31 protein-coding genes and 1 pseudogene are annotated in these 23270 nt (G+C 39.5%); 13 read left to right on the forward strand and 19 right to left on the reverse strand.

All coding sequences use genetic code 11. From position 1 onward, the window contains the following. Positions 1-846 precede the first annotated feature (846 nt). The 7 genes from ACLUJM_RS09505 to ACLUJM_RS09535 all read left to right on the forward strand — a co-directional run bounded on the left by ACLUJM_RS09505 (position 847) and on the right by ACLUJM_RS09535 (position 5698). The gene (locus ACLUJM_RS09505; protein ID WP_008817943.1) at positions 847-1848 is read left to right on the forward strand and encodes a bifunctional lytic transglycosylase/C40 family peptidase; all 1002 of its coding nucleotides are present in this window, start codon (positions 847-849) and stop codon (positions 1846-1848) included. 17 nt (positions 1849-1865) lie between these two features. Then, the gene (locus ACLUJM_RS09510) at positions 1866-2792 is read left to right on the forward strand and encodes a conjugal transfer protein (RefSeq protein ID WP_216597418.1); all 927 of its coding nucleotides are present in this window, start codon (positions 1866-1868) and stop codon (positions 2790-2792) included. A 124-nt stretch (positions 2793-2916) separates the two neighbouring features. Further along, on the forward strand, positions 2917-3546 hold the full coding sequence (locus ACLUJM_RS09515; RefSeq protein ID WP_008817945.1) for a CatB-related O-acetyltransferase: 630 nt from the start codon (positions 2917-2919) through the stop codon (positions 3544-3546). A 169-nt stretch (positions 3547-3715) separates the two neighbouring features. Continuing rightward, positions 3716-3976, forward strand: a complete 261-nt coding sequence (locus ACLUJM_RS09520) for a CD3324 family protein (protein ID WP_008817946.1) — start codon at positions 3716-3718, stop codon at positions 3974-3976. 119 nt (positions 3977-4095) lie between these two features. After that, a complete protein-coding gene (locus ACLUJM_RS09525) occupies positions 4096-4788 on the forward strand; it encodes an alpha/beta hydrolase (RefSeq protein WP_008817947.1) in 693 nt (230 codons plus the stop codon). Between the two features lie 271 nt (positions 4789-5059). Further along, positions 5060-5494: an AraC family transcriptional regulator gene (locus ACLUJM_RS09530; protein ID WP_044947929.1), complete on the forward strand. Its 435-nt coding sequence runs from the start codon at positions 5060-5062 to the stop codon at positions 5492-5494. A gap of 18 nt (positions 5495-5512) precedes the next feature. Continuing rightward, positions 5513-5698 carry a cysteine-rich KTR domain-containing protein gene (locus ACLUJM_RS09535; RefSeq protein WP_044947932.1) on the forward strand — a complete coding sequence of 62 codons (186 nt, stop codon included), beginning with the start codon at positions 5513-5515 and terminating at the stop codon, positions 5696-5698. A gap of 65 nt (positions 5699-5763) precedes the next feature. Here the strand turns inward: ACLUJM_RS09535 and ACLUJM_RS09540 are convergent, their stop codons facing one another. Continuing rightward, positions 5764-6120, reverse strand: a complete 357-nt coding sequence (locus ACLUJM_RS09540; protein WP_008817949.1) for a helix-turn-helix domain-containing protein — start codon at positions 6118-6120, stop codon at positions 5764-5766. A gap of 570 nt (positions 6121-6690) precedes the next feature. Between ACLUJM_RS09540 and ACLUJM_RS09545 the strand changes: the two genes are divergently transcribed. The 5 genes from ACLUJM_RS09545 to xerC all read left to right on the forward strand — a co-directional run bounded on the left by ACLUJM_RS09545 (position 6691) and on the right by xerC (position 9473). Further along, positions 6691-7107 carry an RNA polymerase sigma factor gene (locus ACLUJM_RS09545; protein WP_008817950.1) on the forward strand — a complete coding sequence of 139 codons (417 nt, stop codon included), beginning with the start codon at positions 6691-6693 and terminating at the stop codon, positions 7105-7107. A gap of 2 nt (positions 7108-7109) precedes the next feature. Then, on the forward strand, positions 7110-7346 hold the full coding sequence (locus ACLUJM_RS09550; protein WP_008817951.1) for a helix-turn-helix domain-containing protein: 237 nt from the start codon (positions 7110-7112) through the stop codon (positions 7344-7346). 462 nt (positions 7347-7808) lie between these two features. Then, positions 7809-8009, forward strand: a complete 201-nt coding sequence (locus ACLUJM_RS09555; RefSeq protein ID WP_055200357.1) for a helix-turn-helix domain-containing protein — start codon at positions 7809-7811, stop codon at positions 8007-8009. Positions 8010-8027: 18 nt separating this feature from the next. Continuing rightward, complete coding sequence (locus ACLUJM_RS09560; protein WP_008817953.1) at positions 8028-8567, forward strand: hypothetical protein; 540 nt, start codon at positions 8028-8030, stop codon at positions 8565-8567. A 30-nt stretch (positions 8568-8597) separates the two neighbouring features. After that, positions 8598-9473: a tyrosine recombinase XerC gene (gene xerC, locus ACLUJM_RS09565; RefSeq protein ID WP_008817954.1), complete on the forward strand. Its 876-nt coding sequence runs from the start codon at positions 8598-8600 to the stop codon at positions 9471-9473. Positions 9474-10010: 537 nt separating this feature from the next. On the opposite strand, the gene ACLUJM_RS09570 is transcribed toward xerC, so the two are convergent. The 10 genes and pseudogenes from ACLUJM_RS09570 to ACLUJM_RS09615 all read right to left on the reverse strand — a co-directional run bounded on the left by ACLUJM_RS09570 (position 10011) and on the right by ACLUJM_RS09615 (position 16726). Next, positions 10011-10973, reverse strand: coding sequence for an ORF6N domain-containing protein (locus ACLUJM_RS09570; protein WP_008817955.1), 963 nt, complete (start codon positions 10971-10973; stop codon positions 10011-10013). Positions 10974-11063: 90 nt separating this feature from the next. Continuing rightward, positions 11064-11903: a hypothetical protein gene (locus tag ACLUJM_RS09575; RefSeq protein WP_055200354.1), complete on the reverse strand. Its 840-nt coding sequence runs from the start codon at positions 11901-11903 to the stop codon at positions 11064-11066. A gap of 154 nt (positions 11904-12057) precedes the next feature. Continuing rightward, positions 12058-13442 (reverse strand): annotated as a pseudogene (locus ACLUJM_RS09580) (tyrosine-type recombinase/integrase). A gap of 14 nt (positions 13443-13456) precedes the next feature. Beyond that, entirely contained in the window at positions 13457-13669 is a 213-nt protein-coding gene (locus ACLUJM_RS09585) for a helix-turn-helix domain-containing protein (RefSeq protein WP_008817959.1), read from the reverse strand. Continuing rightward, positions 13666-14079, reverse strand: coding sequence for a helix-turn-helix domain-containing protein (locus ACLUJM_RS09590; RefSeq protein WP_008817960.1), 414 nt, complete (start codon positions 14077-14079; stop codon positions 13666-13668). The genes ACLUJM_RS09585 and ACLUJM_RS09590 overlap by 4 nt, the downstream gene beginning before the upstream one ends. Continuing rightward, on the reverse strand, positions 14072-14311 hold the full coding sequence (locus ACLUJM_RS09595) for a helix-turn-helix domain-containing protein (protein WP_008817961.1): 240 nt from the start codon (positions 14309-14311) through the stop codon (positions 14072-14074). The genes ACLUJM_RS09590 and ACLUJM_RS09595 overlap by 8 nt, the downstream gene beginning before the upstream one ends. Positions 14312-14438: 127 nt before the next feature. Beyond that, complete coding sequence (locus ACLUJM_RS09600) at positions 14439-14690, reverse strand: helix-turn-helix domain-containing protein (protein WP_008817962.1); 252 nt, start codon at positions 14688-14690, stop codon at positions 14439-14441. Continuing rightward, complete coding sequence (locus ACLUJM_RS09605) at positions 14683-15066, reverse strand: type II toxin-antitoxin system PemK/MazF family toxin (protein WP_008817963.1); 384 nt, start codon at positions 15064-15066, stop codon at positions 14683-14685. The genes ACLUJM_RS09600 and ACLUJM_RS09605 overlap by 8 nt, the downstream gene beginning before the upstream one ends. Positions 15067-15670: 604 nt before the next feature. Then, the gene (locus tag ACLUJM_RS09610; protein ID WP_008817964.1) at positions 15671-16099 is read right to left on the reverse strand and encodes a sigma-70 family RNA polymerase sigma factor; all 429 of its coding nucleotides are present in this window, start codon (positions 16097-16099) and stop codon (positions 15671-15673) included. A gap of 423 nt (positions 16100-16522) precedes the next feature. Next, positions 16523-16726: a cysteine-rich KTR domain-containing protein gene (locus ACLUJM_RS09615; protein ID WP_044947991.1), complete on the reverse strand. Its 204-nt coding sequence runs from the start codon at positions 16724-16726 to the stop codon at positions 16523-16525. Positions 16727-16865: 139 nt separating this feature from the next. On the opposite strand from ACLUJM_RS09615, the gene ACLUJM_RS09620 reads away from it, so the two are divergent. Further along, entirely contained in the window at positions 16866-17219 is a 354-nt protein-coding gene (locus ACLUJM_RS09620) for a helix-turn-helix transcriptional regulator (RefSeq protein WP_008817965.1), read from the forward strand. 36 nt (positions 17220-17255) lie between these two features. Here ACLUJM_RS09620 and ACLUJM_RS09625 read toward each other — a convergent pair whose 3' ends face one another. The 8 genes from ACLUJM_RS09625 to ACLUJM_RS09660 form a co-directional block, all read right to left on the reverse strand. Further along, complete coding sequence (locus ACLUJM_RS09625) at positions 17256-17648, reverse strand: arsenate reductase ArsC (protein WP_008817966.1); 393 nt, start codon at positions 17646-17648, stop codon at positions 17256-17258. Beyond that, positions 17641-18687, reverse strand: a complete 1047-nt coding sequence (gene arsB, locus ACLUJM_RS09630; protein WP_008817967.1) for an ACR3 family arsenite efflux transporter — start codon at positions 18685-18687, stop codon at positions 17641-17643. The genes ACLUJM_RS09625 and arsB overlap by 8 nt, the downstream gene beginning before the upstream one ends. Positions 18688-18699: 12 nt before the next feature. After that, complete coding sequence (locus ACLUJM_RS09635; protein ID WP_008817968.1) at positions 18700-19077, reverse strand: thioredoxin family protein; 378 nt, start codon at positions 19075-19077, stop codon at positions 18700-18702. A gap of 29 nt (positions 19078-19106) precedes the next feature. After that, positions 19107-19799 (reverse strand): cytochrome c biogenesis CcdA family protein, encoded by a 693-nt coding sequence (locus ACLUJM_RS09640; RefSeq protein ID WP_008817969.1) that lies wholly within the window; start codon positions 19797-19799, stop codon positions 19107-19109. Positions 19800-19801: 2 nt separating this feature from the next. Next, complete coding sequence (locus tag ACLUJM_RS09645) at positions 19802-20338, reverse strand: thioredoxin family protein (RefSeq protein WP_008817970.1); 537 nt, start codon at positions 20336-20338, stop codon at positions 19802-19804. 12 nt (positions 20339-20350) lie between these two features. Beyond that, positions 20351-21364, reverse strand: a complete 1014-nt coding sequence (locus ACLUJM_RS09650) for a permease (RefSeq protein ID WP_008817971.1) — start codon at positions 21362-21364, stop codon at positions 20351-20353. 84 nt (positions 21365-21448) lie between these two features. Next, positions 21449-21763 carry an ArsR/SmtB family transcription factor gene (locus tag ACLUJM_RS09655; protein WP_008817972.1) on the reverse strand — a complete coding sequence of 105 codons (315 nt, stop codon included), beginning with the start codon at positions 21761-21763 and terminating at the stop codon, positions 21449-21451. 135 nt (positions 21764-21898) lie between these two features. Continuing rightward, positions 21899-23270 (reverse strand): lysozyme family protein (locus ACLUJM_RS09660; RefSeq protein WP_412412732.1); only part of this gene is annotated, 1372 nt, incomplete at its 5' end.

Below are 23270 nucleotides of genomic sequence, written 5' to 3' on the forward strand. Positions count from 1 at the left end.
ATCATGCGCCGCCCTTATCTCTTCCTCAACCGTGGGGCAAGACGCTTGGAGCGCAAAATCGGCAGAACGGTTGCGGCTGGTGCGGCTGGCGGTCTTGTGGGCGCAGCGGCAGTATCACAATCCCGTAAGACGGACAATGCAAAACCAGCAGGCAGCGGTCATTCCAGACCAAACCATGACACTTCCGCCGATACGTCCAGCTTTGGGAAACGTGCCGGCGCAAAAGTCGGTGCGGTGCTTGATGGCAGGGAGCGCATGAAAGACAAAGCAAAATCTGTCGGTCAGCAGGTCAAGGATATGCCGACACTGGTACAGTATGCGTTACATAGCGGCGTGAACCAGATACAGGAAAACGTATCTGACTTCAAGCGTGGCATTGTGGAGGAAAAAGCGACCAGAAAACAAGGGCGTGCCAATAAGCAGGCGAAACACAGGCAGACCATTGCACAGAAACGCATGGCAATGGATAAAGTGAAACCGTCCAATGAATCAGCGACAAAAGGAGCTGCCCCATTGCATGAGCGACCAGTGGCAACGCCTGTACCTGCGAAAGTAGCTCCACAGGCAGCGGTTTCCAAAGGAGCGCAGACCATTAAGGAACGCCCTGTCACCACTACAAAGGGACAGCCGCCCGTAAAATCCAAAGAGCCTGTTACAAGGGTACAGGAGGTAAGGACGCAGACGGTCAGAGAATCCACTGCACCTGTCAGACAGCAGACTTCGCAGGCTGCCGCCGATACCACACGACAGACGGTGCAGCGTCACGAACACATACAAAGCGTACAGAAGAAACAGAAAAACAAGACAACCGTAAATAAGACAGACCATCGGGAAAGGCGGCAAGAGATGAAACTAAGGCACTTCGTTTTGTTCGGAGGTGTTTTATCGGTGATTATCGCCTTACTGCTGTTCCTGTTTATCGTTACCGCAGATGATAAAGAAAGCAGCACTTCCCACTTTGATTTTTCTGGACTGAACCTTTCTGAAGAAGTGCTGAAACATCAGCCGACGGTAGAAAAATATGCGAAAGAATACGGAATTGAGGACTATGTGAACTATCTGCTCGCTATCATGCAGGTGGAATCTGGCGGCACAGCAGAGGACGTTATGCAGTCGTCAGAATCAATGGGGCTGCCGCCCAATTCCCTTTCCACAGAGGAATCCATCAAACAGGGGTGCAAGTATTTCTCGGAACTGTTAAAATCCGCAGAATCAAAAGGCTGCGACATAGACACGGTGGTACAAGCCTATAACTATGGCGGCGGCTTTATCGACTATGTGGCAGGACACGGAAAGAAATACACCTATGAGCTGGCGGTCAACTTTGCGAAAGAAAAATCAGGCGGCGTGAAAGTTACCTATAAAAACGAGATTTCCATTAAGGAAAATGGCGGCTGGCGTTACAAGTACGGGAATATGTTCTATGTGCGGCTCGTCAAGCAGTATCTGGCTGTCCCCAGTTTCAGCGACGCTACCGCACAGGCAATCTTTAATGAAGCATTGAAGTATCAAGGCTGGAAATACGTCTATGGCGGCAGCAACCCTAATACGTCCTTTGATTGCAGCGGTCTGGTTCAGTGGTGCTATGGAAAGGCTGGTATCAGCCTGCCCCGTACCGCACAGGCGCAGTATGACGCCACCCAGCACCTGCCGCTGTCACAGGCAAAAGCTGGCGACTTGGTGTTCTTCCATTCCACTTACAATGCTGGAACGTATGTAACACACGTCGGTATCTACGCAGGAAACAGCAGAATGTATCACGCAGGAAACCCTATCAGATATGCAGATTTGACAAGCTCGTACTGGCAGCAGCATTTGATTGGCGCAGGACGGGTAAAGACAAAATAGAAAGGAATGGTGCTATGATATTCAAGAAAAAAGAGAAAGAATCGAAACCAAAAAAAGAGAAAGAATCGAAACCAAAAAAAGAGAAGAAACTGCCTGTGATGAAAGTAGGCACGCATAAAAAATCTGTGATTACTTTGTGGCTGGTGCTGCTTGCAAGCGTCAGCTTTGGCGTATATAAAAATTTTACTGCTATTGATATGCACACGGTACATGAAAAGGAAGTCATTGAACAGCGCATTGTCGATACCAACAGAATCGAGAATTTTATCAAAGGCTTTGCAAAGTCCTACTATTCATGGAGCAATACGCAGGAATCCATTGACAAAAGAACCGCTGCCATCAGCAGCTATCTGACACAGAGCTTGCAGGACTTGAATGTAGATACGGTTCGGCAGGATATACCCACAAGCTCTGCGGTGACTGATGTAACGGTATGGGAAGTAGAACAGGCTGGAACAGACGACTTTACCGTTGTCTACTCCGTAGATCAGACGGTAACGGAGGGTGAACAGTCTGCCAGATACACTTCCGCTTACATGGTAGTGGTTCATGTAGATAGCGACGGGAACATGGTTATCACCCAGAATCCGACCATCAGCAGCATACCGTCAAAATCCAGCTATGAACCAAAAGCACAGGAATCCGACGGAACGGTGGACGCTGCCACAGCGGAGGAAGTGACAGAGTTCTTGGAAACTTTCTTCAAACTCTATCCTACCGCAACGGAAAAAGAACTTGCCTATTATGTGTCTGGCAATGCCCTTTCCCCTGTGAACTGCGATTATGCGTTCTCGGAACTGGTAAACCCTATCCTCACCAAAGACGGGGAGCAGGTCAAGGTATCGGTGTCAGTGAAGTATCTCGACCAGCGAACAAAGGCAACGCAGATTTCACAGTTTGACTTGACGCTGGAAAAGGATAGTAACTGGAAGATTGTTAAGTAAAGTTGATTTTATATAAGAGAATGTATATAATTATTCTATCTTAAAGAGAGGTGGTTGAAATGAAACGCTGCATTGTTTTAACTGGAATGGTTATTATATTTTAGCAATGATAGGAGGACTTTAAATGACTATTCCAGAAAATAAAATTTATCCACGTACTGGGGATAAAGAAACAATTTATTTAAAAAATGTAATCAAAAATCCTAATATAGAAGTTGGCGATTACACAATGTATAATGATTTTGTAAATGACCCAACGCTATTTGAAAAAAATAATGTATTATATCACTATCCTATAAATCACGATAAGTTAATAATCGGGAAATTTTGCTCGATTGCCTGTGGTGCTAAATTCTTATTTAATAGTGCTAATCATACATTATCTTCATTATCAACTTATCCATTTCCATTATTTTTTGAGGAATGGAATTTGGATAAGAAGAATGTTACTCAATCATGGGACAATAAAGGTGACATTATTATTGGTAATGATGTATGGATTGGATATGAGGCTGTTATATTAGCAGGTGTAAGTATCGGTGATGGGGCAATTATCGGTACACGTGCTGTTGTTACCAAAGACGTACCACCATATACTATTGTAGGTGGTGTTCCTGCAAAACCAATTAAAAAACGCTTTTCTGACGAAACTATTTCATCATTATTAAGTATTCAATGGTGGAACTGGTCGAAAGAAAAAATCTCTAAAAATATAAAGGCAATACAGGCAGGAAAAATTGACGAATTACAATAACAAATGTGCTAGAAATTAAGGTGATGATATAATGTGTCAAAACAAGAAACGAAAAAATGATGTTTTACTCCATGCAAAGTCAGTAAATATATACGCAATTTGCATGGAGTAAGAAAGCGTAAATGCTGGCTTTGCTTTTAACAATAAGATGTTAAAGGAGTGAGCCTGCATGAAATATATAAAAGCAAACTCAATACTTCCTATCTCTCTGATTGAAGAATTGCAAAATTACATTCAAGGCGGTTATATTTATATACCATCTAGGAATGAGAATAAAAAAGGTTGGGGAGAATTGAGTGGCTATAAGCGTGAGATTGAAAAAAGAAATAAAAAAATCAGAATGGATTATAAACACGGGAAAAGCCTTGAAGAATTATCAAAAAGCTATTTCTTATCCATTCATTCAATTAAAAAGATAATATATAAGTAATTTTAGGAAGAGGTTTGCCACTGTGCGACCTCTTCTCTTTTATGTAAAAAATAAGTCTGTAAATAACATTATATTGTAGTGCTTACTTTGCAATGTTACTATTTTCAAGGAGGTGCTATATGGAAAGAAATTTAATTTTGGTTGATTCTATACCGACTATCGTTTGGGGCAAAAAATCGGAGAAAATATATATTTATGTTCATGGAAAAAACGGGAACAAAGAAGAAGCTCTTTTTTTTGCAAATATTGCTGAAAGAAAAGGTTATCAAACTATCAGCTTTGATTTGCCATCTCATGGCGAGAGAAAAAACAAAGATATAGAATGTAATATATGGAATGGAATACATGATTTAGAATGTATCTGGAAATATGTTCAATGTAACTGGGATAGAATTTATTTATATGCTTGCAGCATAGGCGCATATTTCAGTCTGCACGCTTATAAGAACAGAAATATTGAAAAATCTCTTTTTCTTTCGCCTATACTAGATATGGATTATTTAATACATAATATGTTTTCATGGTTTGATGTAAGCGAGAATGAATTAAAGGAAAAACAAAAAATCGAAACACCGATTGAAACTTTATCATGGAAATACTACCAATATGTAAAAGACAATCCTATTAAACACTGGGATATACCAACAGATATTATGTATGGCAGCAAAGATATATTGCAATCAATAGAAATTGTTCGTCATTTTTCAATGAAATTTAATTGCCAATTATACATAGCAAAAGAAAGTGAACATTCATTTATGAGTGATTCTGATAGAAAAATTGTAACTGATTGGATAGAGGGAAGTATTTGAATCTCATATTTTGTATAATTGCTACTGGATTAGTTGAAAATCTAATGTTTCCCATCATTTTGATGATTACCATTTCAATAGTTTGTTTTGAAATTGCAATAAAATTTTTTAGATGGAAATTTTCTTCCGTCGTGTTCTGGTATACTTGCCAGATCAACGACAAGAAGAAATTATGTATCATTTTAAAAAAGTTGTTGAAAATCATTTTAATTGCCCTTACTATTTACGTGTTGAAGTCGACATCAACAATTTTATTTTTGGAGGTAATGATTTGAAAATAGAAGAATTTAAAGATATTACAATCGCTTATATGCGTAATACAGGTGAATATGGCAAACAAAATGAAAAGTTAATGGAAGATTTTAAAGAGTTTTTGAGAAAGAACAAATTGTTTACAGAAGAAACCACTATTTTAGGGATTGCATTAGATAATCCTGCCCTTACACCTACTAATAGACTAAGATATGATGTAGGACTTGTCATAGATAAAAAATCGGAAATAAACCTAGCTACTCGCAAAATTGATGATGGGAAATATGCGATATTTGAGGTCAGTCATACTAAACAAGATGTGTTGCAATTTTGGAAAAATATCCAAAATCTAACCGCAGATTTATCAGTGGACGATAAGCGACCAATTATTGAACGCTATGTCTATAATAAAGTTGCTAATCATTTATGCGAATTTTGTATTCCGATATTATAAGGCAGGTGAATTTATTAAATGGATAAAGAAACTTGGGTAATGTGTCCTATTTGCAAAAATAAGACACGAACAAAAGTAAGACCAGATACAGAATTGATAAACTTCCCTTTGTTCTGTCCTAAATGCAAACAGGAAAGTATCATCAATGTAAAAAGACAGCAAATAACCATTATAGAGCCAGACGCTAAGACGCAGAGCCGATAACACTGAGAGTGCTTAAAATTCTTGGGTTATCGGCTTATTTTATTTGAAAGATAAAAAGCGGAGGATTACTCGTCCTCCACTTCCTTAGATTTTATGATTCCGTCAGCAACGCTTTCCATGATGATTAAATCTTTATCAGATAAGCTATCAAGCTGTTTTTCCAACTGTCGTCTTCTGGTGCTTTTCACTAGATCAGACGCAGGCAGGAAAAATTCATCAACGGAAACTTCCAGTAATGATACAAGGTCATAGAACACCTGTAAACTTGGGTGCTGCCCTTTATTCTCGATATTTGTTAAGTAACGAGGGTCAATCTCAATCATTGTTCCCACTTGTTCACGGGTCAAACCTTTTTTCATACGAGCCTTTTTGATGGCAAGACCAAAAGCTCTAAAATCGTATTTATCTTCTTTTTTACGCATATGTAATCACCTCACCACATTTTACTGTTCCTATTAATTTTCTGAAAGGTATAGTAAAACGTATTGTATGGTTTATTAGTTCCTATTATGCGTATCAAAATCAAAAAGTGCTGCCTAGCGGTAAATAAAAAAAACCGCTATCGGCAGTACCACTTTTGCGTACAAATATTTCATTTCTATTTAAATAGCGGTTAAAAGCCGCTTTTTCTTTTTTCCAGCAGAAAATAGCATATTGGTTTTTGTTTAGCGGCTCTAGGAGATAGCCGCATTGAAAATACCATATAGACGATATTCTTCGATTTATCCGTTACTGTCAAAAAAATCTTAACTTACATAACGGTACAATCTACTTTTGGATGTGGTTTTTTACATCATATAACAGGAATAATTCTTAAAGCACAAGAACAGCATTTTCATCATGCTCTTGTGCTTTTTTGCTGTTTAAAAATATTTTTCAAATTCTTTTCTGAAAGCGCAACAAATAGCTGCTGCGTGGGTAGCTACTGTGCGGAAAGGGGGATAGAGGGAAAACAACCCTCACTCACTCTCACGCAGAAAGGAGGTGAAAATATGAAGTCATCTTCTTTCGAGCAGGCTATTCAAGCACAGTTTGATTGCCTTACGAAAAAAGTCATCAAGAGAGCAGCAATGAAGTATAAGCGCAGTATTTCAAGACGTTTGCAGCATGAAATTCCTTTCTCTGATGTATCGGATTTGGAATTGAATAAAGCTGGCGTTTACGATAATTATTCCTGCGATTATACCGTGTTCAATGTTCTTGGCATGGAAGTACAAGTATCTGACGACCAGTTAAGCAAAGCTCTTAAATGTTTACCAGAGAGAAAGCGCAATATTATTTTGTTGTCATACTTTATGGATATGTCTGACGCAGAAATCGGAGAGCTTATGAACGTGGTTCGCTCCACTGTTTACCGTCACAGGACAAGCACTCTGGAAGAAATACGAAAAATGATGGAGGAGGAATAAGTGTGGAAAATAACACAAAACGTATACCGTTTGCTGTGATTGTGGCGGCTACCAATGGTGATGAAACCGCAATACAGGAAATCTTGAATTTCTATGACAGTTACATATCAAAGTTGAGCCTACGCAAATTGTACGACGAGTACGGTAATGTCTATATGGTAGTCGATTCTGAACTAAAAGGCAGAATACAGGCTGCGGTTATGGATATGATTGCAAACTTTGAGATTATCGTAGTTTAACAATTCTGACGGGCAGAGCTTTCCTCCCTTTCCCTCTGCTTGTCATTCTATGAAAGTCTATTATTCGATAGTAGATTTTCATAGACTGGCAAACACAGTCGAGTGGTCTTTGAAAACTGAATAAACAATCAGATACGTTTGATATGCAGCGAGCCGACGGATATTGTACGCCATGACCTTTCAAAACAAAGTGAGCGATTCATGCAATGATCCGTGAGCGACTTTTGGAATGGTCGTCCTGCCATGACCTGTATATCTGTATAATGATACACCCGTATGACACGGTTCACCCATCAGAATGGGAATGGTGAAAGTCCAGTGAGCTTTTCCAAAGCTATTTGATTGTTAGAAAAAAGATATTTTCAGCAGCAAAATGTATGTTCGCTTTTTGTGAAGTTATGCTATAATGATTTCATTAAGCGAGTGTGTTTTGTTGCTGTCACAAAGAAAGGAGTCTTTTTAGTGATAAGTGATACACAAAATGCACACCCTCTAAAAAAGGAAAAAAAGACTTATACAGTGGAGGAAATTGCTGAACAACTGAATATTAGTAAGAAAGCAGCTTATTCATTGGTGAAAAGCGGTCAGTTTCATTATGTCCGTGTTGGTAAAGTCATACGAGTATCAAAAATTTCTTTCGATAAATGGTTGAATCAAATTTGACTATTAAGGAGAGAAATTATGGCTACAATCAAACAAAGAAAATCAACTTTTTCCGTTATTTATTGGTACTTAGACAATACAGGTAAGAGAAAACAAAAATGGGACACGCTGGAAACAAGAAAAGAGGCAAAGCAGCGAAAAGCCTTCGTAGAATACTATCAAGAAAAATATGGTTATGTATTAGTTCCTTTAGAGGAACAATTTGCACGCCAGATTGAGGATTCAAAAAAAGAGCTGGAAGTTGCTGACGAGGAAATTACATTGCGTGACTTCCTAAAAATTTTCGTCAATCTCTACGGTACATCTAAGTGGTCGCCTAGCACATTCAGCAGTAAGGTAAGCAGTATTGAGAATTATATCAATCCGATTATTGGTGATTGGAAACTCAATGAGATTACAACAAAAGGCTTATCAAAATACTACAATGATTTGTTGAGCGTACCAGAAGTACCACGTTCAAACAGAAAAGCAACTGGTCGTTGTGTGCAGCCTGCGAACATCAAAAAGATACATGATATTATCCGCTGCGCCTTGAATCAAGCTATCCGTTGGGAGTAGATAGACACAAGCAAGAGAAATCCTGCGTCATTGGCGACTTTACCAAAAGTTCCAAAAGTCAGACGTAAAGTGTGGAGTATACAGACATTCCGTCAAGCGGTACAGGCTGCGGAAGATGATTTACTTTCCATCTGTATGCACTTAGCTTTTTCCTGTTCAATGCGTATTGGTGAAATTACGGGTCTTGCATGGGAAGATGTGATTATTGATGAAGAATCCATTGCTACGGATAATGCAAGGGTAATCATCAATAAAGAGCTTTCAAGAGTAAATGCTGCGGCTATGCAGAAATTGAAAGAAAAAGACATTATTAAAATCTTTCCTACACAGAAACCTCATTGTACGACAAGACTTGTTTTGAAAACACCAAAAACGGAAACAAGTAACAGAACCGTCTGGCTGCCTAGAACCGTTGCACAACTACTGGTACAGTACAAAAAAGACCAGCAGGAATTAAAAGAATTTCTCGGTAGTGCATATAACGATTATAACCTTGTCATTGCCTTAGAAAACGGAAATCCCGTAGAAAGCCGCATTGTCAGAGATAGGTTTCAAAAACTCTGTGAAGAAAACGACTATGAAATTGTGGTATTCCACAGCTTACGTCATTTGAGTACAGGTTACAAACTGAAAATGACAAACGGTGATGTAAAATCCGTACAGGGTGATACAGGACATGCAGAGGCAGAAATGGTTACAGATGTTTATTCCAAAATCATTGACGAGGACAGACGTTTCAACGCACAGAAAATGGACAAAGAATTTTATTCCACTCTCAATGAAGATACCAGCAATCAACCGCAAGATACTGGTTTTTCGGACAGCGATATGGCATTGTTGGAGCTGTTTAAATCCCTTTCGCCAGAGATGAAAGAACAGCTTTTAAAGCAAACACTCAAAAAGTAATTTTTCAAATGTGTTAGCAAATTTTCAAAAATCCAGAATTTTTTCATCAAAAATAAAAAAGTGTTAGCAAACCTACTTCCTTAAAAAGTCTTTATAAAGTATCGAATTGAAGTCATAAAGAAAAATAGCTCCCCTTTTCAGCTAGGATAGAAACGCCAGAATTAAAAAAGCTGAAAACCTAGAAAAATCAAGGCTTTCAGCGTTGTTTGTGGCGTCCCAGACAGGAGTCGAACCTGCGACGTTCCGCTTAGGAGTAGAACCATTTGCCAGCAGGCAGCTCCCTCTTAGTGTTATCTAATCCCTTTATTTCCTTGCTTGTCACGGATTCAAAATGTTATCTCGTACCGACCTGTGACTGCTGATTTTAAGGCGTTTTAGATGCTCCATTTAGCAAGCGATTAGCAAGGGAATTGAATTTAGGGAAATGTCACGCTGTAAAGCCTTTCCCGGTTAATACCTGCATTTCACAACTAATCCCAGAATAGTTTAAGCTGTTTGGATTTTCTAAGGTCGCAAATTGCGACCTCAAAGAGTTTCTCATTCCTCTGCTTCCAGTTCCAACCTTTGCAGGATGTCCTTGATGATGCCTGCATCTTGAATTAAATTGATTCCAAAACACTTTTTTCCTGCATCTTTCAATGATGCTCCTACATGATAGGCTGTCGCTTGGTCAAGAATCAAAAACCTGTCATGGAATACTTTGGTATATTTTATCTTCAATGTCGGGTATTGTGCATTGAAATTCTTAACATCGGCTTTCGTTAGCTTCGTCTGTTTCTGCGTATAAATTGTAACTGCAACATCAGACTTTTTCTTTGAAAGCAGATTCAATGTCCCAACATCCACATATCCATCTATGAGAGTGATTTCTATCTCTGCTTTTTGAATCAAATTCACTATCAAACTGAACGCATCATAAATCTGTCCGTCAAAAAATACCTTTTGGCTGGATTCCTCATGTTCGGATATGTACTCAAATATCTGCTCTAATTTCTCGTCTGTCTGTTTCTGATATTCTAATTGCCGTAATTCTACTGTGCTGATACGTTCAAAAAGCAAGGCATTATTAGCTATAAAACGCCGCATCTCTACAAAAGATTTCATTATACTAATGCTTACTTGTATAGCTACATCACTTCGTAAAACAGCAGACAACATGGCGATTCCCTGTTCCGTAAAAACATAGGGTAAATATTTACGATGTTTCCCTCGACCATCATTTTCGTTTAAGGTCGCAAATTGCGACCTTAAAGATTCTGTTTCTTCTGCGGTTAGTTGAAAACGGAATTCTTCTGGAAAACGAGCTATATTTCTTTTCACTGCTTCATTGAGCCTTTTAGTTTCTACTTGGTATAACATCGCTAAATCACTATCTATCATAACCTGCTGATTACGAACAACATAAATCATGCTTTTTATATCAAATTGAGTTGTTTCAGTATTTGGCTCTTGGACACTGTTATTAACCTCTACTAAAGTTTTTTGTTCCATATCTGCCATCTTTATCATCCTTTCCATTTTGAAGTACCAGATTGGAACCTCAAACTTTATGTATTAGTTCTGACTGTTTCTCCTATACATTTTTTTCTATCAAGCATCCATCCGTATATCTTTTAACCGGTATATTTCTAATTCTTTAATCTGCGGAATTAACTTCTTCGCTTTTTTGTAGACATCTGCTTGAAAATTTTCTGTGATAACAGCATCAACATAAGGTGCAATACTACTAATCAATACATCCATTACATCATTTGGCTTTATAGTCTTTTGAGTTTTAAAAATACGCAAAAACTGTGAATATTCCATCATCCTTGATGCAGGTAGCTTTGATATATCTATATTAGAAGTAACAGGGATACCAAAATTAACTAAATCTTTTACAACAGTTTGTGCTTCATGAAATTTATAAAATTTATCATCAATCATATTTAATGGCAAATGCTGCTGTTTTAACATCCATTTTGTATTATCTCTTTTAAACTCCCAGTCTTTAGCAATAGAGGGGAAATTATTTATTTCTGAATGAATAGTATCCATTAAACTTGTCTGATTTACAAGATTATCAAAAAAATGCTTACAGTTATAACCTATTTCTGTTGAAAGTGGAGTAAACGCATAAGCAACTTGATTGGTAATCTCAAAAGGTATTCCTTTCGTATAACAATCAACTTCCACTTGAAAAATACTCTTAGCTGGAAAAGTCATCAGACAAGGAATTATCGAAAAGTATTCCAAAAATTTCTCATAAATATCTTCATAAGGCATCAATTCAATCACATTATAAATTGAAAAACAGGGGGCATAACTGCTTTCACCAGTAAAAAAAGTTTGGAGAAATCCCTTTCCAGAAAGATTGGTATTTGTAACTATTTCCCTTAATGCGTTCGTATCTAATAATATTAGCTTATAAGTGTTCTGACCTATTTTCATTTTAACCTCATCCAATCATTATAATAAATCAAATAAAGACTTTAACAAGATTATACTCTATTCTTGTCTAAAGGAAAAGACTTATTACTCCAATTTGATTCACCGAAAAATCAGTCAATAAAAGGCAACCTAAAAAAGATTGCCTTTATAATCCTTATAAGTTTTTTGCAAGTGATTTCAGCAACGCCGCCATCTCTGGATTGGCAAGCAGCTTTAGAAGCATTTCTTGGTCTGTCTGCGATGCCGTTTCAGCCTTTGTTTCTTCCTGCACTTCCTCCGCAGCGGGAGCATTTTTGCTTTGGTAAAATTGTTCTTCAAACCTCTGTGCATTTATCCGTCTGTCATCGTCTATAATATGGGAATACACATCAGCTACCATCTTGACCTGTGCGTGTCCAGAATCGCCCTGCACGGATTTCATGTCGCCGCCGTTGAGCTTCAGCTTATAAGTGATGCTTGAATGGCGGAAGCTGTGAAAGACGACTGGCGGCAAATCATTATCCTTAATGAGTTTTGCCAATGCCCGATTGATGACCTGTCCCTCAATGGGTCTGCCGCAGGAAGAAGCAAATACCAGATTGAAGTCCATATATTCCTCCCCGAACAGCTCCTTGAGGTTTTCTATATCCTCATGCCTTTTCACAAGCATTTCCGCAACCGTCTTAGGCAGGAAAATCTTTCGGATACTGGTCTTTGTTTTCGGCTCTTTCAGCACCAGAGCAGTGTGTGTGTGCTTGCCACCGCAGGCGGGAACTTGAACATTACACCCTTTTCGCCTAACTGTTCCAGAGCATTGCGGTTGACACGTTGCAGCTCCTTATTTACGAAAATGTAAGCACAATCGTTCTTAATGCTCCGTTCGGAAATATCAATACAGTCCCAAGTCAGACCGAGCATCTCTCCCATACGCAGGGAACAGGAAAAAGCAAGGTTTAACGCCAGTGACAGGTTATCATCATCGCAGACCTCCAATGCCTTAAATAAGGTTTCGACTGTCCATATGTCACGCTCCTTGTGTTCTTCTTTCGGGAGAGTGGCATTTTGTACGGGATTCCTTGACATCAGCTCCCATTTTACACCTTGATTGAAAGCATTGCGGAGCAGTTTATGGATTTCCCTTACTGTATGGGCTGTGAGGTATTCATGGTTCGGCTTGCGGTTGTTGACTACCTTTGCCTTAACAGTCAGCAGGCTCTGGTAATATTTATCCATCGTCCTCGGTGTCACCTCTTCCAGTTTCATATCCCCGATAATCGGATTGATATAATTGAAAATCAAACTTCTTCTTGCTTCATAAGTTGACATTGCCCAAGTGTTCACACCGTAAATGGACATATATTCTTCAAGCAGGTCGCTGACGGTACTTGCAGTAGGGATGGTAAATGTTCCTGTTTCCTGCTCAAATTCTACCTGCACCTTACGCTTTTTTGCTTCAGCATTGGTGGCAAAGGTTTCCCATTTCTGCCTTTTCACACCGTTTTCATCCGTATAGGTATAAACTACGGAATAACGGTTCTTTCTCTTTACGATTGATGCCATGCTTTCTCACCTCCTTACATTGTGCTGTCGAGCCAAGCGTCAAAGCTGCTTTTTACAATTCGGATGCCGTTGCCCATGCGGATGCTCTGAAACAAATTCTTCTTTATCAGTGCGTAAGCGGTAGGTCGGCTTATGCCAAGTATCTGCTGAATTTCCGCAACGGAATAGCTTTTCTTGTTCTGGGCGGTCTTTAAAACCCCGTCCATCTCTGCAATATGTTCTTTCATAAGTCTATAACCTCCTTATGTACGTCAGCTTTTATGTAATAGGTCTGGGATTGATACCATTCCTCAAAGCTGTCTTTATAAATCCTTGTAGCCTGCCCCACCCGTGCGGTACGGAACACATTTTTCTTTAACAGCTCGTAAACGCTGCTATCAGAAATGCAGAGCAGCTCTGCCACTTCCCGAACAGAAAATGTGATGCCTGTCCAGTTCTTCCCTGGGGGAGTGCCGTCAACCTTTTTATAATGGAGCTGATTATCATACCATTTTTCAAAGCTGTCCACTATCACACGCATTTTTCCTGCAATAATGACTGTTTCAAAATATCCTTTCTTTACAAGCCAGTAGGAATCTGTTTTCCCAATCCCAAGCAACAGCCGCATTTCCGTAACGGACATACTTTTCTTATTCATCAGCCTGCACCTCCCTCTGGAAGCCAAGCCATCTGTCAAAGCTCTCTTTAGATATACGGTAATTCCTGCCTACTTTGATGCAATGGAAACAACCCTGTTTTACCAAATCATAGGCGGCTGTCCTGCTTATGCCTAAGATACTGCGTATCTCGTCTACGGTATATACCCGCTTCTCGTATGTAGTAAGAGGGGGAGAAGTTATGCTGCCCCCAACTGTTTTATTTTTGCACATTGATTTACCTCCGTGATGTTTATATTCGGCTCGTCAGCCGTTGCAGCCTGCTATATAGCCAAGCATCTTTGCTTGGCTATATAGTATTGCATCACGGGTCAAATGTGAAACGTACAAAATCAGCTTTTCAGACGGATTCGCACACTTGACAAGAGTTCATTTCATTATCAAGCCATTCATCAAAACTCTTTTTCGATATGCGGATATTTCCACCTATGCGGACGCTGTGGAACACCCCCGACTTAACAAGGTTGTATGCGGCGTTCCTGCCTATGCCCAAAATGTCTTGTATCTCATCTACCGTATAAATCCGTTTCTCATACGGCAGTGGAATTTCTGTTTCTTCCTTATTTAATGCTGTAATCCTATCCTCAAACATTCTCTGCCCTCCTGTCTGCTTTCTGCATATTCTTAACGCCGATGCTGATAAGCAGGGGTAATGTGATTTCATCCATGCACCGCTCATCAAGCTGTGCCATCCTCTCTTTCAGCCGCTTTTTATCTATTGTGCGTATCTGTTCAAATAAAATAATGGAATCTGCGGGAAGCCCTGCTATTCCATCCAAACAAAAATGTGTCGGCAGTTTTCCTTTTTTTGGTCTGCTCGTAATGGCGGCAATAATGACTGTCGGGCTGAACCTATTGCCCGTGTTGTTGGATATGATAAGTACGGGTCGTGTGCCGCCCTGCTCCGAGCCGATAACGGGATTAAGCTCTGCGTAGTAGATGTCGCCACGCTTTATAATTCTATCCATAGTGTATTGACCTCCTATTTGGATTTAGGCAGATATATCCTGCCTATGTAGCAGCCAGACACAAGGAAGCATTTAAGGTCGGGAGAGCATAAAACAAGCCCTGTTTTCCTCTTTACTGCCGTATGGCATCAAGGTATCCCCGTAGGGGATTCCATAGACCGCCTTGCATCTGGCTTTATGATAAAAAGCATTTTCTATTTGTCCTCGACACCCCGAAAATGCCATTGCGATAAACGCAAGGGAAGTCGCCAAACGGTCAGCAGCGAACTGACGCCACGGGAGTTCCACCCCAACTGTCGGTCTGACAGAGCCGCCTAATGCTATAAACATTCAAGACGGGAGTACCATTATTCTCTTTGCGGGTTATGGCGGAATCGGGAGCTACCCGATATTTTCAGTCGGTATTTACCGCTCGTTGCCTTTTGGCAGGTCATGGCGTACCGCTGCACACGCTTATGCTCTCACAATCACAAAGAGGAAGTGTTTGACGAATGAGTATTCAGTTTTCAAAGAGCTGTCCCGTTTTCGTTATACAAAAGAAAATGGGGTAAAGGCTTTTTTTGCCTTACACCCCATAGTCCTCGGCAACGTCCGTTTTTGGACGCTACTTTAAAATTTTTTTAATTTTTTCTTTGAGCCTGTTCACACGCTTGTAAATTGCCTGTTCGGTCATCCCAAGCAACGACGCTATATCATGTGTAGAATAGCCTTGCATTTTCATCACAATGATTTGCAGGGTAAGCCTGTCCACCTTAATCAAAACATGATATAGATGCTGATTTTCGATGCTGTCAAGAAAATCCTCTACCGTCTTTACTTCGGGCTGTGCCGCATCCTCGGCAAATTCTTCAAGATATGTACCTGCATCTTTTAGCCTGCGGTAATACTTCCTGTCAGAATTAAAAACTTCCCAATCGTGAGTGTGGAGCTGCTCGATAGTATCCTCGCTGACACCCAAGCTCCGTAACTGCTTTTCTTCGGCTTCTTTCCAGAGCCGCCATTTCCTTTCTTCTCTGCCATAATTGAATGACATTTCCTTTACCTCCAATCTGAATTTTTTTGAAAATCCAGATTGGCAGGCGGCGAACGGCAGTGGGCGTTAGAAACAACCTTGCGACGTATTACTGCAAAAATCGACAAAAGAAAAACCGCAAAGGCTGTTAGACCTTTACGGTTTATGGAGATTATATTTCTAATATATAGAAATTTGACTTCTACTCGCAGGGTGCAAAGCTCCCTTGTGCTGATAAGGATTTTTTTAACGGTTTACCCGTCCATCCTTTATGTGGTATATGTAAATAGAAGTTGCTGCTTGCAAGCAATAAAAATCCCTCCAAACTTCCAAAAGCGAAGTCGGAGAGAGGTCAGAGCATGACAAATTAGCTCACCGAAACATCGTTTTTTTTATTCGGTGGGCTTGTCCTACCTGATAGAAAGAGCCGATGCTCTGTGATATTCACAAATTCATCGGCTCTGCGTCTAAAGCGTCTGGCTCTTTAATGACAATTATTTGTAAATCCTTTACTTCAACCAAACTTTCTTGTTTACATTTGGGGCAATATAAAGGGTAATTTCTTAAGACTGTATCCTTTCTGATTTTGTTGCGGGTTTTGTTACCGCAGATAGGACACAACATCCACTCACATTTAATCGCAACCATCTCCTTTACATTCCGAGCTAAAATCTCCATATATAAGATATTAAATCTCTATCAACAAGAAATTTTATCTCGTTTAATAAGAAACCACATTTCCGTACAATTATAGAATGAAAAATTTATATGTACGAAGGTGGAAAATATGAATACTATCAAAAATTTCGATTTTATGGCACTAGGTCAAGCAATAAAAAATGCTCGTGAAGCTAAAGGAATTACCAGAGAGCAATTAGCTGAAATTCTTGACCTTGCTCCAAGACACATTCAATCTATTGAAAACGAGGGACAACACCCAAGTTTTCAACTATTTGTACGTCTGATTACTATGTTTGATATATCGGCTGACCAATACATCTTTCCAGACAAGAAAACAGACAAATCAACTATTCGTAGACAGATTGATACTGTACTTGACACATTCAATGATAACGAACTTACAATTATTAAGGGTACTATCAATGGAATCTGTGCCGCAAAAGGGCAGACGAAAGAGTAACAGCTTTCGTTTGCTTCCTACTTTATTCGAGAGATTTTAAAGAGTATCTGACAATTCCGATATTCTTTTTTCAATCTCTTTGATTACTGTTTCAAACATAGAATCACTTTCTCCTGTTGGGTCTGGAAGTCCCCAATTATCATCAAAGGCTCTTCCTATATATGGACACCCTACGTCACATCCCATTGAAATCGCAATATCGGGCGTAGGAATATCTGAAATCAATTTAGAATATTGTTCCTTTTCCATATCAATTCCATAAAGTTTTTTCATAATGCGTACAGCATCCTTATTGATTTGAGGTTTTGTTTCTGTTCCTGCGGAATAAAAGTCGAACTTTTCCCCTGCAAAATGTTTTCCAAGAGCTTCTGCTATTTGACTTCGGCAGGAATTGTGTACGCATATAAACGCTATTTTTTTCTTATTCATTTTTAAACCAACCTTTCGTATGATTTGCAATTCTTACAAGGAATAGCATAACAGGCACTTCCGTCAATACACCTACTGTAGTAGCCAATGCTGCGGGCGAACTCGTTCCAAATAAAGCAACTGCGACTGCAACTGCAAGTTCAAAGAAATTTGATGCCCCTATCATGCCCGCAGGAGCGGCAATATTATATGGTAATTTTAAAAATTTACAAGCTATATATGCGATTGCAAATATTAAAAGTGTCTGTAAAATAAGCGGTACTGCAATCAAAATAATGTGTAACGGATTCTGTAAAATAGTGTTTCCTTGAAAAGAAAAAATCATTATTAACGTCAATAAAAGTCCGACACTTGTAGCATTGTCAAATTTATGTGTAAAAGTGTTATCAAAATAGTCTTTGCCCTTTTTCTGAATAATAAGATAACGTGTGAACATCCCCCCTATAAGCGGCGTAACTACAAATAATACAACCGAGAGAATAAGTGTATTCCACGGAACTGAAACTTTCGATACACCTAGTAAAAATTTCACAATCGGTACAAATGCTATAAGAATAATAAGGTCATTTGTCGCTACCTGCACTACGGTATAGGCAGGATTTCCTTTTGTCAAAGAACTCCAAACAAAAACCATTGCCGTACAAGGTGCTGCTCCAAGCAGGACAGCCCCTGCAAGATATTCCGTTGCAAGTTCTGGTGTTATAAATTCCTTGAAAATCACAAAAAAGAATACACTTGCAATGCCATACATTGTAAAAGGCTTAATAAGCCAATTTGTTGCCCAAGTAACAAATAATCCCTTCGGATTTTTACCAACATCTTTTATACTTTGAAAATCCACTTTCATCATCATGGGATAAATCATCAGCCAAATCAATAATGCCATTGGAATTGACACTTTAGCATATTCAAATCGGTTAAGGAAATTAGGGATGATTGGCAAATACTTGCCAATCAATACCCCAATTACCATGCAGAGAATTACCCATACTGTTAAATACTTTTGAAAAGCACTGATATTACCTTTTTCCTTACTCATAAAATATCTCCTTTAAAAGCCTAATTTGTGCAATAACTTTTCCACATCTCCGCTTTTCAAAACCTTTCCCATAGAAACAACCTTTTCATTTACTACAAGGGCGGGCATACTCATTACACCGTATTCCATAATTTTTTGCATATCGGTCACATATTCTACTTCTACGGATAATCCCATTGCTTTTACTGCTTCTTTAGTGCTTTCCAGTAAAGCATGGCAGCTTTTACATCCAGAACCAAGTACCTTAATGCAACAGATACCATCTTTTGCTGCATTGCAGCAATCATTTTCGATTTTATCACTTTCGCTCGTTGAGCATCCACCGTTGCAAGCACAAACTGGCTTTTTGTTTTCCTCCTCTTTGTTCTTTCCTAAGTTAAATAATGCCATAATGTTTACCTCCATAAATGATATTTTTGTTAAAATGCAAGCCAAAACATATATAAACCAATCAGTAGAATTACAGCCCCTATTACAATTTTCAAAATAGTCGCCGTCTTTTTATAATTATCACTACTGTTGATTTTTTGAATAAAACCTACCGATGTTCCTGCTACCATGACAAGTGTACTATGTCCAATGGAATAAAGTAACATCAGTATGATACCCCATACAAGATTTCCCTCCCCTGCCACAATAGCCAACATAGCAATAAGTACAGGAGTTGAGCATGGGGATGAAAATATACCTCCAAGAATACCCGCCAGAAATGCCCCTATAAATCCTCTCTTTTTATTCTTTGATAATAAATTTATTGATGGGATAAAATTAAATATTTCCCATATTTGTAGAGCCATAAGCACCATCAAAACGCCAAGTAACAAATACCAGATAGAAGATGATGTTCCCATTAATCTACCCGCCGATGTTGCTATTATTCCTAACAGAACAAAAGTAACCGCTGTTCCAAGTGAAAATATGGCAGAATATATAAACGCTCTTTTTGTATTTTTTTCACCGACACCGCCAACATAACCAATTATAAGCGGTACATTCGACAATGAACAGGGTGTTACAGAAGTCAATATACCAGCAAGCAAAGTAAGAACAGGGGCAAGCCACACGTTGTTTCTAATCATTTCCGCAATCTGAGAAAGCAAACTGTCAATCATATCTACTCAACTCCCATCTCTGCAAAAATTTGTCGCATTTCTTCTTCTGTGATTCCTCCTTGATGAACAGTAAAAATATGTTCATTGCTTGCTTTGTCTGAATACATATCAAACTGCACTTTTGAAGCAAGGATGTCGCTTGGAACAAAGGGTGTACCATCAGCATTAAAGAAAACTTGTGTTGGTATCACTTGTATAGGGAATTTATCTACTCCCTCTGTATATTCCCATACATCCATAAATTGTACTGCCGCTTTACCCTGCCATTCATTATTAAGTGTTTTAAGGACAGGAGCCATTTGTTTGCATGGAATACATGAATCAGAACCAAAATCAATGACCGTAGGGACACCATACTGCTTAATTTCCTCCAAATCAACAGATGTAATCTTTAGTGAAAAAGTCTTATCTGTTTGGTTATCACTATCAATTACAGATGGAGAGTTCTGCGTATTTTTTATAAAGAATATCCCAACGATAATTGCAACAATTAAAGTGGAAACAAGTATTTTTACTATCAAAGGCTTATTCTTAACCATCAACCCATCTCCCTAAATAATTAAGTATTGTATTGCATTAAAGAAATAACCTACAACGATAATACCAATGCTACAAATAGCAATAAAAACACCAAGTAATTTTGGCTTAACTGCTTTGCGGAGCATAATCATTGACGGTAATGATAATGTTGTGACACCCATCATAAACGCTAATACAACACCAAGCAATGCCCCTTTACCGAGTAGTGCTTCGGCAATCGGAATTGTACCGAAAATATCTGCATACATTGGAACACCTGCAATAGTAGCAATAACCACACCAAACGGATTATTATCACCAAGAACCTTTACAATAAAATCTTCTGGTATCCAATTATGAATAAAAGCACCAATGCCAACACCAATAAGAACATAAGGGAATACCTTTTTTGCAGTTTCCAAAACCTGTTCCCAAGCAAACTTCATACGTTCTTTAAAATGTAATTCCTCCTGTGCCACATCAAGGGCATGACCGTTCCTAATATAATCTTCAACTTGATTTTCAAGGTGTAATTTTTCAATAATTGTACCGCCCGCAACTGCAATAACCAATCCAAGCACTACATAAATAATTGCAACTTTCCAACCAAAAATACTCATAAGTAATACCAGTGAGCCGAGGTCAACCATTGGTGATGAAATAAGAAATGAAAATGTTACGCCAAGCGGTAAGCCTGCACTTGTAAAACCAATAAATAGTGGTATTGAAGAACAGGAGCAAAAAGGTGTCACTGTACCGAGTAAAGCTGCAATTATATTTGCTCCGATTCCATGAAAACGTCCTAAAATCTTTTTGCTTCGCTCTGGCGGAAAATAGCTCTGTATATATGAAATAAGCAAAATTAAAACACCGAGTAGCACCATAATTTTTATTACATCATAAAGAAAAAACTGAATACTTCCTCCGATTTTTCCAGATGTATCTAAACCGCAGGCGTTAAGCAGGTTACTAATTAGTCGGCTTAACCATCCCATACCAAGAACTTCATTCTGAAAAAAATCCCATATTGTTCTTATTGTTCCCATAATTAAAACTTCCTTTCTTAGATAGTTATATTGAAATATGTCGATATGTTGTCCTTTTTGTAAGCCGTGTGGAAAAGCAATTTTTTACTTATCACAACACGACTTATTTTCCGTAGCAGAATTTACCTTTGTCATCTCTTGCAGACAGTTTATCGCATATTCTGTTCCCTCTGATGAAATGGAGTAATACATCCATTTACCCTCTTTTCTTCCAATAACAATACCAGAATCACACAATATTTTCATATGATGTGACAAAGTGGGCTGCGTAACGTGAATTTCCTCAAGAATTTTACAGGCACATTTCTCACCAGAACGCAAAAGTTTAATAATACGGACACGGTTTTCATCACAAAATGCTTTGAATATTAAAGCTATTCTTTTTTCATCTGTATTCACTTTATCACCTCCAATAGATGAATGTCTATATGTTATTATATTCATTACATAGATATTTGTCAATATGTTTTTTAATTTTTTATGTAAGGCAAAATAACCAGAGAAATAAACCTCTGGTATTCTTTTGCCTTTTTCCTAATAAGCAGGTAAACCGTAACCGTAAATTGAACTGCTCCCGACTGGATAGCTCTGCTGTTTGCAGGCATCCCCAGAATTGCCCTCCACGGTGTAGACCGTGCCATTCTCGCATTTCTCCACGATTCCCACATGGTCGATTGAGCCGTCATTTCCCCAATCAAAAAAGATAAGGTCGCCTGCCTGCGGCTCATAGTTTTTGTCCTGCCATTGCCCCCTGCCTTTGAACCAGTTTACACCGTCCGAGCAGAGGGAAAATTTCGGGATAATGCCGCTTTCCAGATAGCCGCACTGTTCACTGCACCACGAAACAAAACAGGCACACCATTCCACACGCCCGTCAAAGCCGTACCAGCTCCAATAAGGCTGTCCGCCCTCATTGCCGAGCTGCGTTAAGGCAACCTCCACAATGGCTTGATTGCCGCCGCTTGTAAATGCCCGTCCGTATGGGTAATAGCGTAACACATGGGCGGGGTACTGCGTGTCGCCGTATTTTTCCCAACCTAATCGTTGTGCCTGCATAGCAGAAAATTCCACCGCATTTGCATAGGAATAGCCGCCGTAGTTGGTCTTTGCCCATGAGATATAGCCGTTGCCGAAGTTATAGCCCTGCAAGGCGAGCTTGATACGCTCCATGTCAATCGGGCTTTCCACCTCGGCTGATGTGAGGGCGGCTTTTAATTCCTGCACGCCGCACTCGATGGAATATTCGGGGTCTTTGATGCCGTTCGGCTCATGGGGGTATTTCTTGTTGAAGCTACCCTCCGCCGCCTGCATCGGGTCGCTGCCCTTTCCCCCAGATTCCTGCATCATTACCGCCTTGATAAGCTCCACATATTCGGGGATTCCGTACTGCTTTGCATATTTCTGTATCAGCGGCGTATAGGCTTCCACTTCCGCACTGACAGGGGTATAGGAAGTGCTGTCGCTGCCGCCGCCAAACAGGGAAACGGCACACCCAAGCAGGACAACGATAAGGATTATCAATACGGCAACCCAGCCGCCTGCGATTATCGCAGAAATAAGGGCTTTCGTCCCTGCTATGATTGCCTTAACCGCAGCAATGGTGGCTCTGACCGTCGCTTTTGTTGCTTCGGCTGTCGCCTTTGCCGTGGCTTTTGCGGTCTGTGCTGTTTTCTGGGCGGCTTTGGCAGATGCTTTTGCCGTTTTCTGTGCCGCCTTTGCGGTCTGCTCCGTGGTCTTAATCGTCGTCTTTGATGTCGCCTTTGCGGTTTTTACGCCTTTTTCCGTCGCCTTGACCGTCCCTTTTGCTGTGGTCTTGACGGTTCTCTCCGCATTTCTGGCTGTGGTCTTGATAGTCTTTTTCCCCTGCTGTCTTGTCTTTATCAACTGGCTTGCCCCTGTCTGGGTC

Origin of the sequence: Finegoldia sp., from assembly GCF_046991905.1 — a bacterium.
GTDB lineage: Bacteria > Bacillota > Clostridia > Tissierellales > Peptoniphilaceae > Finegoldia.